This is a genomic window from Pantoea sp. K16, from assembly GCF_048452805.1.
GTDB lineage: Bacteria > Pseudomonadota > Gammaproteobacteria > Enterobacterales > Enterobacteriaceae > Pantoea > Pantoea agglomerans.
On the sequence record NZ_JBLWNV010000014.1, the window covers coordinates 59724 to 72356 of the forward strand.

General features: G+C 58.1%; 13 protein-coding genes. 8 read left to right on the plus strand and 5 right to left on the minus strand.

All coding sequences use genetic code 11. The annotated features are described in order from the left end of the window. Positions 1-5 precede the first annotated feature (5 nt). Positions 6-1256, plus strand: a complete 1251-nt coding sequence (locus ACK13D_RS18035) for a valine--pyruvate transaminase (protein ID WP_010671604.1) — start codon at positions 6-8, stop codon at positions 1254-1256. Here the strand turns inward: ACK13D_RS18035 and ACK13D_RS18040 are convergent. Further along, the gene (locus ACK13D_RS18040; RefSeq protein WP_010258912.1) at positions 1253-2704 is read right to left on the minus strand and encodes an aminotransferase-like domain-containing protein; all 1452 of its coding nucleotides are present in this window, start codon (positions 2702-2704) and stop codon (positions 1253-1255) included. The genes ACK13D_RS18035 and ACK13D_RS18040 overlap by 4 nt on opposite strands. Before the next feature lie 167 nt (positions 2705-2871). On the opposite strand from ACK13D_RS18040, the gene ACK13D_RS18045 reads away from it, so the two are divergent. Genes ACK13D_RS18045 through ACK13D_RS18070 form a run of 6 tightly spaced genes read left to right on the plus strand, consistent with a single transcriptional unit; the run spans position 2872 to position 8594 of the window. Next, a complete protein-coding gene (locus tag ACK13D_RS18045; RefSeq protein ID WP_418796970.1) occupies positions 2872-4338 on the plus strand; it encodes a hypothetical protein in 1467 nt (488 codons plus the stop codon). 17 nt (positions 4339-4355) lie between these two features. Beyond that, a complete protein-coding gene (locus tag ACK13D_RS18050) occupies positions 4356-5630 on the plus strand; it encodes an ATP-grasp domain-containing protein (protein ID WP_320513902.1) in 1275 nt (424 codons plus the stop codon). After that, entirely contained in the window at positions 5618-6325 is a 708-nt protein-coding gene (locus tag ACK13D_RS18055; RefSeq protein ID WP_022624802.1) for a class II glutamine amidotransferase, read from the plus strand. Before ACK13D_RS18050 ends, ACK13D_RS18055 begins: the two co-directional genes overlap by 13 nt. A gap of 5 nt (positions 6326-6330) precedes the next feature. Beyond that, positions 6331-7131: a 2OG-Fe(II)-dependent halogenase WelO5 family protein gene (locus ACK13D_RS18060; protein WP_010671609.1), complete on the plus strand. Its 801-nt coding sequence runs from the start codon at positions 6331-6333 to the stop codon at positions 7129-7131. Between the two features lie 29 nt (positions 7132-7160). Then, a complete protein-coding gene (locus tag ACK13D_RS18065; RefSeq protein ID WP_256849977.1) occupies positions 7161-7661 on the plus strand; it encodes a YbaK/EbsC family protein in 501 nt (166 codons plus the stop codon). Between the two features lie 21 nt (positions 7662-7682). After that, positions 7683-8594, plus strand: coding sequence for an EamA family transporter (locus tag ACK13D_RS18070; RefSeq protein WP_033768428.1), 912 nt, complete (start codon positions 7683-7685; stop codon positions 8592-8594). 62 nt (positions 8595-8656) lie between these two features. On the opposite strand, the gene ibpA is transcribed toward ACK13D_RS18070, so the two are convergent. After that, the gene (gene ibpA / locus ACK13D_RS18075) at positions 8657-9073 is read right to left on the minus strand and encodes a small heat shock chaperone IbpA (RefSeq protein ID WP_010258920.1); all 417 of its coding nucleotides are present in this window, start codon (positions 9071-9073) and stop codon (positions 8657-8659) included. A gap of 290 nt (positions 9074-9363) precedes the next feature. Between ibpA and ACK13D_RS18080 the strand changes: the two genes are divergently transcribed. Next, a complete protein-coding gene (locus tag ACK13D_RS18080) occupies positions 9364-9732 on the plus strand; it encodes a YceK/YidQ family lipoprotein (RefSeq protein WP_223564587.1) in 369 nt (122 codons plus the stop codon). Here the strand turns inward: ACK13D_RS18080 and ACK13D_RS18085 are convergent. From ACK13D_RS18085 to ACK13D_RS18095, 3 genes are all read right to left on the minus strand, one after another. Next, positions 9707-10966 (minus strand): DUF3748 domain-containing protein, encoded by a 1260-nt coding sequence (locus ACK13D_RS18085; RefSeq protein WP_418796971.1) that lies wholly within the window; start codon positions 10964-10966, stop codon positions 9707-9709. The two genes, ACK13D_RS18080 and ACK13D_RS18085, sit on opposite strands and share 26 nt — an antisense overlap. 115 nt (positions 10967-11081) lie before the next feature. Next, complete coding sequence (yidA, locus tag ACK13D_RS18090; protein WP_010258924.1) at positions 11082-11891, minus strand: sugar-phosphatase; 810 nt, start codon at positions 11889-11891, stop codon at positions 11082-11084. Between the two features lie 99 nt (positions 11892-11990). Further along, complete coding sequence (locus tag ACK13D_RS18095) at positions 11991-12470, minus strand: YhcH/YjgK/YiaL family protein (RefSeq protein WP_010258925.1); 480 nt, start codon at positions 12468-12470, stop codon at positions 11991-11993. Between the last annotated feature and the right edge of the window lie 163 nt (positions 12471-12633).

A 12633-nucleotide genomic window follows, 5' to 3' on the forward strand; every position in this document is an offset into this window, starting at 1 on the left:
CCGCTATGTCTTTTTCTCAGTTCGGCGACAAATTTACCCAACATTCCGGCATCTCACGTCTGATGGAAGATATGGGCGCGGGCCTGCGAACGCCCGGCACCATCATGCTGGGCGGCGGTAATCCGGCGCAGATCCCGGCCATGAACGACTACTTTCAGCAACTGCTGCAGCAGATGCATGAGGAAGGCAAACTCAGCGAGGCGCTGTGCAATTACGACGGCCCGCGCGGAAAAGCGACGCTGCTGGCGTCGCTGGCCGGACTGCTGAGCGATCAGCTTGGCTGGCCCATCACCGCACAGAACATTGCGCTGACTAACGGCAGCCAGAGCGCCTTCTTCTATCTGTTCAATCTGTTCGCCGGTCGTCGGGCCGATGGCAGCAAAAAGCGGGTGCTGTTCCCGCTGGCGCCTGAGTATCTTGGCTATGCGGATGCCGGCCTGGAAGAGGGGCTGTTTGTGTCGGCGAAGCCGAACATTGAGCTGCTGCCGGAAGGCCAGTTTAAATATCATGTCGATTTTGAGCATCTGCCGATGAATGAAGAGGTCGGGCTGATCTGCGTATCGCGCCCGACCAACCCCACCGGCAACGTGATCACCGATGATGAGCTGATGCAACTCGATGCGCTGGCACAGCAGCATGACGTGCCGCTGCTGATCGACAATGCCTATGGCGTGCCGTTCCCCGGCATCATCTTCAGCGAGGTGCGCCCGCTGTGGAACCCCAACATCATTCTCTGCATGAGTCTGTCGAAGCTCGGCCTGCCGGGTGCGCGTTGCGGCATCATTATCGCTGACGAGAAGACCATCACCGCGCTGAGCAATATGAACGGCATCATCAGTCTGGCGCCCGGCAGTATCGGTCCGGCCATTGCCAATGAGATGATCCGTCGCGGCGATCTGTTGCGGCTCTCCGAAGAGGTGATTAAGCCGTTCTATCAGCAGAAGGTGCAGCAGACCATTGCGATCCTGCGGCGCTATCTGCCGGAAGACCGCTGCCTGATCCACAAGCCGGAAGGGGCGATTTTCCTCTGGCTCTGGTTCCGCGATCTGCCGATCACCACCGAATTGCTTTATCAGCGGCTGAAAGCGCGCGGCGTGTTGATGGTGCCGGGCCACTTCTTCTTCCCGGGACTGGAACAGGCGTGGCCGCACACCCATCAATGTATGCGGATGAATTACGTGCCGGATGCAGAGAACATTGAGCGGGCGGTGCAGATTCTGGCGGAAGAGGTTGAGAACGCCTGGCGCGACAGCTAATCCTGCGTATCGGTTAACGACAGCTGGCACCACTGTGCCAGCTGCTGAATCGCCTGTTCCACTTCCGCATTCCAGCCAAAACCGGCATTCAGCCGGAAACAGTGATCGTAGCGCTGGTCGGTGGCAAAAATGTGGCCCGGCGCAATGCCGATGCCCGCGTTGCGCGCTTTCAGAAACAGCTCGCGCACGTTCAGCGCCTGTCGGGGCATCTCAACCCACAGCACATAGCCTCCTTCCGGATCGGACACCCGGGTTCCCGCCGGAAATTCCCGTAACACCGACTGACGCATTTCACGGATTTGTCGTGCCAGCTCACGCCGCAGCTTACGCAGGTGAGCATCATAGCCGCCACTGCGCAGCAGTTCCGCCACCGCCGCCTGCGACAGCACCGAGGTGCCCATGGTTGAGGTATATTTCAGTGAGGCGATTTTGCGCATGTAGTTGACGCTGTGAACCCAGCCGATACGAATGCCTGGCGCCACGGTTTTAGAGAAGCCGCTGCAGAGAATGGCGTTGGGGCTGAAGGCGCGCATCGGGAAAGGGCGGCGTTCACCGAAGGCGGTATCGCCGAAAATATCATCCTCGATGATCACCACATCGTTTTCATCCGCCTGCCGCGCAATATAGGCCTTATGCTCGTTGGGAATGCTTTTTCCCAGCGGATTGTTGACGTTGCACAGGGTGAGAAAAACCCGCACCGCCTTGCGCTGAAACAGCCCGGTGAGCTTCGCGACATCGACATACCCTTCCGGCCCGGCTTCCACTTCAATCACCCGTAAATTGAGGTTATGCAGCATCTGCAGCAGCACGAAATAGCAGGGTGACTCCACGGCGACCACATCGCCTGGCTGGGTCGTGGCGCGCAGCGACAGCGAGATCGCCTCAATGCAGCCGTTGGTGATCAGAATATCGTCAGCGCTGATATTGCAGCCGTAACCCACTGCCCGGCGGGCAATCTCTGTTTTCAGCGGCGCATAGCCGGTGCCCTTCACCGTATTCCCGAGCAGGGCCGGTTTGCTGTAGCCCATCTGACGCATCAGCAGGCCGATGCGCTTGACCGGATAGAGTGCGCTGTCACCGTTGGCCAGATCGAGACGCACCCGGCAGTCTGAGCCAAGCATCGCCAGATGAAGTTCTGTCTGCTCATCAAGCGGCGCGATGGCGCGCGGCTGTTCGCTGACGGCGGGCAGCTGACGGGAAGAGGGCCGCTGCGGCGCAACAAAAAAGCCCGATTTGGGGCGGGCAACGGCGTAGCGCTCATCTTCCAGCGTGCGCAGTGTCTTCAGGGCGGTGGTAAGGCTGACATTGTACTGCGTCGCCAGCGTGCGCACTGACGGCAGACGGCTGTCAGGTGCCAGCGAACCGGCATGAATGGCCTGCTTGATCTGTTCTGCGATCTGGCGGTAACGACTGCTCTGACTCTCCTGTTCCCCGATAATATCGGCCATCTGTTCCACCCCATATCGCGCTGATCTGTGCATATTCAACAGAGTACATTCAAAGTACTTTAGGCTGCATCTCTTAATTATTCATAACGCTAAACGGCCCGGCGACCCCGTCAGCCCCGGGCTTCAGACCATAAAGTGATTCTGTTCACCTGAGGAAAACGTGAGAAATGAATAATCTGCCCGCCATGATGAAGGAGATGGAAGCGTATCTGTCACCCGCCATCATTGAGTCTGCTCAGCGCTGCTCTTTTCGCCTGCTGGCAGCGTTGCCGGATCAGCAGCAGCTGGAGAATAACCGTGTGCTGCTCGCCTATGGCGGGGGAAAAGACAGCAGCTACATGGTGGCTTACGTGCGTTACATTCAGGGACTGATCTGGCAGCAGCAGGGCAGCACCTTTCATCTGCGGATCAGCACCAATCGCCATGCGGCGATGAATCAGAGCGTAATGGAGAATATCCACCGCGTTTATCAGTCGCTGGGGATGCATGACGATGAACGGGTGGAGTGCCTGGTGGTTGATGGCCTGCTTATCCGGCCGTTTGACCGCGACCTGCCGATGCCGGAGAGCGTGCGGCAGCAGAACCGCAATGACGTGCTGATGAATGGCCACCGGTTTCGCGCCGACGCGCGCTCGACCTTCTGCAACGCCTGTAATCTCAGCATGGTGAACTCCTTTGGCCTGGCGGCAGACTACAACGGTGGCGTGGATCTGATTGTTACCGGCGACTCGCCACAGGAGCAGGCCGCCTATGTCGCCTGGGCGCGGCACCTCTCACGGCTGTTTGATGCGCCGGTGGCGGACAAAACCCGGGGCTTCAGCGGGTTTCTGCAGACGCTGGATGGTGTGGCAGAGCGCTACTTCAGCGATGTTTATGGCGCCGATCAGCTGACGCCTGCGCACCGCATCACCCACCAGCTGGCGCGCAATCCACTGTTCTTCAACATCTATCAGGACACCGCCTATGAAGCGGGCGCGCACTGGGCACTGCTCAGCGAATTTATGCGCTTCCGTTTTGATGCGCTGATGTTCAGTTTTTCCGAATCCGACTGCGGTAATCCGACGCTGATGGCGCACCTGCGCGGATTGCGGGCAGAAACGCTGCTGCAGCGCCACTATGCCGAAGGGATCCGCGAATATGTGCGCTTTGCGCTGGGACTGATGGTGAAGAAAGATTTTCCGCCCGCGCTAATCGATGAGATGGCGGCGCGCTATCAGGATGACGCCGCGATCCAGCGGCAGCGGCAGCGCGCGGCGGACTTCGCCATACAGGCGTTTGACCTCAGCGAAGATCAGCTGATCTGCATGATCTACTCCCCGTTCCTGGCGCAGGGAGAGCAGCTCGGACACTGGCTGATGCAGCAGCAGATTACGCTGGATGAGGCGGCCATCCGCGACCTGCTTGAGCAACGCAGTGAAGATCGCGCGCTGGCACAGCAGTTAACCCGGCTCTCCGGCATGACGCTGACGCAGATGCGGCACTGCTGGCAGAGCAAGCCGGTCAGTTCGCTGCTGGAGGGCAAAAGCGCCGATCCGCTATCGCGCGTGCTGCGTTTTGATCCCCACAAAGCGGTGATTCAGGTCAATAACGGTGTACTGAATGACATCGTGACAGAAATCATTTCCGGGCGTTAACCCGGTAAGGCGAGGCGATGAAAAAGATTTTTCTGCAAATTGGCGCCACCCGCGACGGGCAAAATCCTTACTGCGCGGTGGCGAAGCGCGACGGCTATTTTACCGTGCTGGCTGAAATGGGTGATTTCGTCGATTACCAGTCGTTAAGCCTGGCTCTGCCATTTGATCTGATCATTCGCCTCGATCGCCCCGAGAATCCCTGGGAGGTGATGCAGGCCTATCTGCACGCCGGTTTACTGGCGCATCCGCTGGTGGTGCTGGCGGGCTTTGAAGCCTACAACGCCAGCGCCGGACGACTGCGCGAGATGCTGGCCGGGCCGGATGCGCCCGCTGCCTTTATTCCGCTGGATAAATATGCTCAGCGCATGGCGCTGAAAAAAGCCTGGCCGCGCTTCCCGCAGCCGGAGTTCCGCTTTTTCGCCTCGCCGCTCAGCATTCTGGATGCCGGACAGGCGCTGATCTATCCCTGCGTCGTGAAGCCGGTGGATGGCGGCGGCGGCCTGGGCATCTGGCTGATTGAGCATGCCGATCAACTGCATAGCGTAGTGAAACAGCTGGTGCAGACCATGAACTACGGCGGACGCGGCTTCAGCGGCTTTATTGTGGAAAGCGCGCTGATCGGCGATGAGTTTTCATTACAGGGCGTGGTGCATCAGGGACATCCCCAGGCGCTGACCTGCTGCCAGAAGGTGATTGAGCAGCACCGGGATGCTGAGGGCTGCGTCAGCTTTTATGAGTCGGGGCATGTGGCGATGGCGGCAGCGGCCCTGCCGGTCTCGTTCAGCAGCCTGATGACATTCTGTTGCGAAACCTTTGGCTACCGTCAGGGTGCATTTCATATCGATTTTATTGTGGTCAACGGCGTGCCACATTTCCTGGAGATGGGGTTCCGGCTCTCCGGCATGGGCGTGGCGACGCTGGTGCAGGAGGCGACCGGCATCAACTGGGCGGAAGTCACCTTCCGGCTGGAGGCGGGTGGCGCATTGCCCGCGTTTGCCTTAACCACACCCGGTGCGGTCGGCCAGCTGCGGTTGCGGCAACCGGCGCAGCTGCAGGCTGCCGAACGCTGGATCGATCAGCATCAGCAGGGCGCGTTGTTACCGCCACTCAGATTGCCTGCGTTACAGGTTTCGTCACGCTCATCGCTCTATGCCGACCTGACGCGTCACGCGGGCATTCTGGCCACTTTCAGCCTGACGGCCACAGCGCGTGAGCCGATTATGACCACTTTTCAGCAGGTGATTGCCGCGCAGCCGGTGGCGGCCGGGAGAGATAAAGTATGTGCAGGATGATTCTGGCGCATGGCCGGTTCGACAGCGCAGAGATTCTGGAGGCGGCGCGCGCCATGAGCTGCGGTGAAAGCGCCGAACACGATGGCCCGATCAAATCACACCCTAACGGCTGGGGCTGTCTGTGGCTCGAAGAGGGTGAGATTCGTACCCTGCACGGCACCGGCGCGTTCGCAGAAGCGCTGCCGGGTATCGATGTGGATCGGCTGCGCAGCCGGTTTCTGGCGGTGCATGTGCGGCACGCCACGCTGAGTAAAAATCAGGGACTGGCGTTTTCTCATCCGCTGTGGCGCAACAGCGCCGGACATCAGTGGTACATGATGCATAACGGCTTTCTGCCGACGATTTACCGCCAGCTCGGTCTGGCCGAATCGCGCTTCGATTCAGAAGAGTATCTGCGTTATCTGGTGGATCAGACCACGCCTGCCGATTTCACCCGCGACTATCTGCGCGCAAAGATGGCGCAGGTAGAGCCGGGCGGCAGCGCAGGGAATGCCATTTTCGTCACCCGTGACAAAGCCTGGGCGTGGCAGTGGTATCCGCACGACACGCCCTGGCCCGACTATTTTACGATGCATTTTCAGCAACAGGATGGTTGCACGCTGATCGCCTCTGAACCCGTGGCAATACCAGGCAGCGCTGGCAACTGGCGGCGAATGAACAATCATGAACTCTATGAAATACCGTTTAGGGAGTGATAAACATGGCAATTTTCAATCAGTTCCGCGTGATTAATCCCAACATGTTTGTGGAATCGACCTGGCTGGATGACATCGTCACCGCACGGGTGCCGCTGCTGGTGCTGCGTAATTTCCTGACGCCAGAGGTGCGGGAAGCGGTGGTGACTGACCTGCAGAGCTGCCGGGAAAAGATCCGTGTCTCCCACTATCCCAATGGCGCGCTGACCACGCTCGGCCCCTATCTGGCGCGTCATACTGCGGCTCCCGATAACTACTTTACCGAGCTGCGCGATATCCAGCCGGCGTTGCCGCCCTCACTGAATACGCTGCGCGAACAGATTTACCGCTGGGTTCAGCATGCGCTGCGGCTGGAAAGTTTACGCATCGCCCACGAACCGGGTTGTGGAGACTATGCCGGTTCTATCGTGCGCTTTCATGCCAATGGCGTCGCGAACCCGCTGCATAACGACAATATCGTGCGCGACGCCGCAGAGACTTCGCTGGTGGTGACGCAAATCCTGCATCAGCTCAGCTGCGTGGTCTGCCTGCAGGAGTGCAACGCGGGCGGAGCACTGCGTATCTACAACAAAAAGTGGTCGCCAGAGGATGAGCAGTTCAAAACTGCCGGGGAGCTGGGTTATCGCAGTGGGGTGATTGAAAACAGTGAGATCTGCGAATTTTCACCACGCAGTGGCGATATCTATCTGTTTAATCCTGCGTTTTATCATGAGATCGATCGGGTCGAAGGCGATACCCGTATCACCATGGGTTTCTTTTTCGGGCTGACCGATAAAAAAATGAAACACGCTATCGCCTGGAGCTAAGCCGGGCTGTGCCAGAACAGGAGAAGGGAATGACGACGTTTGAAAAAATCACTGCGCTGCTGGATCAGCAGCAGGCCAGCTACCGCGTGGTGGAACATGAGGCGATAGGGCAGACCGAACAGATCAGCCAGATACGCGGTAACCTGCTGGGCCAGGCGGCCAAAGCGATGGTGCTGGACGTCAGCATGCCGGATGGTGCGCCATCGCGTCAGCTGCTGGCGATAGTGCCGGGCGACTGCCGGATCAATTTCAAAAGTGCGGCACGCGCCATCGGCGGCAAAAAATCCTCTTTTGCCGCACCAGAGCTGGCGCAGGCGCTGACGGGCTGTGTGATGGGCGCGGTACCGCCGTTTAGTTTTGATGACCGGCTGGCGCTGCGGGTGGATACCCGGCTGCAACAGGTCGGAACGTTATGGTTTAACGCGGGCGAGCTGGATAAGTCGATCGCGCTGGCTGTAGATGATTATTTTCGCATCGTGGGTGAAGGCTGCTGTGCCGATATCGCGACCCCGATTGCGGTTACCGCCTGACGGCAGGACAAGGAGTTTCTGATGTCGGTAAAAGATATGCTGTTAGCGCTGTGCGTGGTGGTGGCGTGGGGCGTCAATTTTGTGGTGATCAAGCTGGGGCTGCAGGGTATGCCGCCTTTTTTGCTCGCCGGGCTGCGTTTTACCCTGGTCGCCTTTCCCGCCATTTTCTTTGTGCGTCGCCCGCCGATTCCGCTGCGCTGGCTGGTGGTTTATGGCATGACCATCAGTTTTGGTCAGTTCGCCTTTCTGTTCCTGGCGATCAAGCTCGGCATGCCTGCCGGTCTGGCCTCGCTGGTGCTGCAGGCGCAGGCATTCTTTACCCTGTTGCTGGGCGCGCTGTTGCTGGCGGAGAGGCTGCGCTGGAATCATATTGTCGGGATTATCATCGCTACGCTGGGGATGTTTTTGCTGGCGACGGCAGGCATGGAAGGGCAGACCAGCGCCGGTATTACGCTGACCACCATGATGCTGACGCTGTCGGCGGCGCTCTCCTGGGGACTGGGTAATATCACCAATAAGATTATTATGCGGAACCGCAGCGTGCCGATCATGTCACTGGTGGTCTGGAGTGCGCTGGTGCCGATCGTTCCTTTCTTTGCCTGTTCGCTGCTGTTTGATGGTCAGGCCGCCATCGTTTACAGCCTGCTGCATATCGGCCTGCAGACCGTGCTGGCGCTGTTCTATCTGGCATTTGTCGCCACCATTGTGGGTTACGCTATCTGGGGGAATCTGCTGAGTCGCTACGAAACCTGGCGCGTCGCGCCGCTGTCGCTGCTGGTGCCGGTGGTGGGGATTATTACCGCCGCGCTGGTGCTGGATGAGCATCTCTCCGGGCAGCAGATGCTGGGTGCGGTGGTGATTATACTGGGTCTGCTGGTCAACGTGTTTGGTGGCGTGCTGGGTCAGCGCTTAGCGATGCGAACGCAGCCGTAAGGACAAGTCTGCCTTCAGATATAAGGGCAAAAAAAACGCCGCTAACGCGGCGTTTGTCATGGTTACTTCAGAATCTCAATACGGCGTGGTTTCGCCTCTTCCGGCACCAGTCGTTCAAGATCGATGCTCAGCAGACCATTTTCGAGACGGGCATCGCGCACCACAATGTGGTCGGCGAGCTGGAATTTACGCTCGAAGTTACGCTCGGCGATACCCTGATACAGGTATTTACGCTCGGTCTGCTCTTCAGGATGGGCACCCCGCACGATCAGCACGTTATCGTGCGCCGTGATATCCAGTTCGCTCTGAGCAAAACCGGCCACCGCAATAGTAATGCGATAGTGATTTTCATCGACCAGTTCAACGTTATAGGGAGGATAGCCGCCATTGCTCTGATTCTGATTAGATTCGAGCAGGTTAAACAGGCGATCAAAACCGATAGCAGAGCGATAAAGTGGGGTGAGATCAAAATTACGCATATTAAGACTCCTGAATTTCAGCAAGTTTTGGCAACCTTCCACTACTGGACAGGCTGGATACGGCACCCCACTGTCCCTTGCGGCAACGGTGAGTGCGTCCGTAAACTAAAAATGGGTGCCACAAGACCATTTTCAAGAGGGCGAAATGCAATTTTTTTCGCCAAATTGTGGAAATGGCATACACTCAGGACTACTTTTGCCAGACCCAGACGGACTTCGCCCCAGAGTGTTGACGTTGTCTGGCAAGCAAACTCAGCCAGGCTTATGCCATGACTGAAGGGATGATGATGATGAAATTGATGAAGACCTTACCTCTGGCTGGAGTGGTGTGCTGCGCAATGGCAACAACCGGCTGTTCCAGCGTGATGTCTCACACAGGTGCGAGTCAGGGCTACTATCCAGGCACCCGTGCCAGCGCTGATATGCTGTCCGATGGTGATACCAGCTGGGCGCTGAAGCCGCTGGCGTTAATCGATCTTCCTTTCTCTGCCGTGCTGGATACGCTGCTGCTGCCGTGGGACTACTACCGCAGCGACAAAGATAAATCTCTCGACTCTCCACGTGAACGCATCCTGCAGAGCGAAAGGCTGGCGCATACGCAGGAAAGCCTGGCGCAGGCGCAGCCTATGCCCCCTATGCGGTCACTGCCGCAACCGTAAAGAGTTGCCGCCAGCCATTCACCTCACGCATATAAGCAATCTGTGTACCATCAGGTGACCAGACCACCGCGTCACCTGATGGCGCCTCTTCTGTTCTGCGGGTCAGACGCTGACACACGCCGCTCTCAACGTCACATCGCATCACGCTGTTATCGCAGACAAAAGCGATCGCCTGGCCGTCAGGATGCCAGCTAAAGGCGGACTGAATGCTGTGGCTGAGTCGGGTGATCTGACGCGGTTCGCCGCCGTTGGGGGACACCGTCCAGAGCTGGATCACCTCTGCGGCATCCGCCATCAGAAACGCTATCTGGCTGCCATCCGGTGCGGCGCGCAGCCAGTGGCGCGGTTGCAGAGCTACACCACGGCTGTGGGTCAGGCGACGCTGCTGCACGCCAGCCGGTGGCGCAGGTAACTGCTGGCTGCTGCCCTCCAGCGGCATCTCTCCGGCGCGGGCGTAATCCTCCAGTGCATCAGGCAGATCAACAATAAAAACTTCAGGCCGTTTTTCGCCCTGCGCCGTCAGCGTGTCGCCAATAAAGGCGATCGCCCAGCGCTGCCAGCTGCCGTCCGGCTTCTGGTAGCCACGCTCACCGACCCAGCACTCCTCACAGGCACGATTAATCTGGTCACTGCCTGGCAGCGGTTCCGCATGCGTCTGGCTCACCAGCAGGCAAAAAAAGGTGCCGTCATATTCGCGCGGATGCTGCTTTTCGGGCGTTACAGCGCAAAGGGGCACCGCGATGCCGACGTTGCGCAGATCGAGCCGGCTATCCAGTTCGTGCATTACGTGGTCATTGTAGGTAAAGCTCAGGCGAGAACCGTCGGGACTGAAGACATGTACATGCGAGCCGCCACGCAGCGCGCCAGGAGTAAACGGTGGCGTGATATCGCAGGCATCCAGATTCACCGCCGCACCGTTCTGAACGATCACCCCGCGCCGGTGGTGGAAGTCATACTGCCAGCTGGCATCGGGATGTTCCGGGCCATGAATGCAGACGTAGCGCGGTGGCAGGTCGGGACTGACCGTCACGACGCCGACATGGGCACCATGCCAGGCCTGATAGAGCACCTCCACTTCACCGGTCATCACATTGACCCGCTCAATGGTCTGACTGGTAAACGATGCGCCCGATGGACGAACGTCAAACGCCAGCCACTGGCTATCGGCAGTCCAGACATTAATATTGGTGAGCTGATGCTGACGGGCAGCAAAGGTGATCTGTTTTTCTGACATGATGAAACCCACGGAGAAAGAGTTGCCCGACAAATTACGCGATTCTGTTTTGCGGTGCAGCAATTTTGCCGGGTTAGGGGATCCGGGCCGAAGCGGCCCGGCAGAGAACAGGCCGTTACAGCACTAACTCTTCGATGGCATGCGCGACGCCATCTTCCATATTGGTTTTGGTGATGAACTGAGCAATTTTCTTAACAGAGTCAATGGCATTCCCCATTGCGACACCCGTTCCTGCGTATTCGATCATCGCCAGGTCATTCTCCTGATCGCCAATCGCCATCACTTCTTCCTGCTTCAGGCCGAGCTTCTCAGCCAGCATTTTGACGCCCTGGCCTTTATTCACCCGACGATCGAGGATTTCGAGGTAATAAGGCGCGCTCTTCAGGATGGTGTAGGTCTGCTGAGCATGCCCGGGCAGGCGGGCAATCGCCGCGTCGAGAAGAGCGGGCCGGTCGATCATCATCAGTTTCGGGAAGCGCATGGCACGATCCATCTCCTCCACCGCGCGGTAGCGCACCGGAATGCCGGTCAGGCTCGCTTCATGGATGGTGTATTCGCTGATGTCTTTGTTAGGGGTATAGAGATGGGTTTTGTCAAATGCCTGGAAATGTACGCCAAGCTCACGTGCCAGGTTCTCAATGTAGAGGTAGTCGTCAAAGGTCAGCGTCACTTCCGCCACGCACTCACCATCTTCGGCCTGATGAACCAGCGCACCGTTGTTGCTGATCGCGTACTGGCCGGGCGTCTGCATATCCAGTTCCATGAGATAGCGCTGGATACCCACAAACGGCCGGCCGGTGGTCAGAACAATCGACACCCCTTGCTGACGGGCGCGATCCAGGGCGGATTTCACCGCCGGTGTGATCTCATGTTGCGGGTTGAGCAGGGTGCCATCCATGTCGATAGCGATCAATTTAATAGCCATAGAGTCCTCGTAGCGTCTGGGTTTTGTTCAATGCTAGCGCGATTCAGCGCACATTGACCAGTTTCATGGCAGGCGAGAACGGCCAGCTGACCGCCAGGTTCAGGCGGTAAAGAGATCGCGGTGGATTTTAATCACGGCTTTTCGGATTGTTGCGGGTTCGCCAGGGGCGCAGCAGGGACGATGAATATCGTGCGGGAAAAAGAGCGCGAACATGCCGGGCATCAGCGTAATCACAGACTCATTCAATATCTTCTGATAAAAAACGACGTCTCGCTGCTGGGCAAAATCTTCGGTGATGTGCTGGTCGGGATGGGCGCGGGCCACGCCAATATTTTCGGTGCCTGCCAGCAGATACTGAATATCGATGTAGTTGAAGTGGGACTCCGCTTTACGTGCGCTGGCCGGTTCGGTCATCATCTCCTGCACCAGACAGAACATTTTGTTGTCGGGCAGGATCTCATATTTGCCGGTTTCCAGCTGGCTGAAATCTGTGCTGGCAATCCAGCTTATCGCCTGATCGACTACCGGATGAAAGGCGTGACGTTCTCTGTCCCAGTCGTGACGATCGCAAACAATCATGGTGTTACTCCCTGTGTGGAATAGTGCGCGGTAAATGCGCAAAGAGGGGCAAGAGTAAGGGAGCTGACCGGGTTAAAACGTGATCGGGATCGCAGCACGCAGGCAGGAAGGCACGCCCTGGCGGGTTTTCCGCCCGGACGGCACAAAAAAAAGGCCATCACCT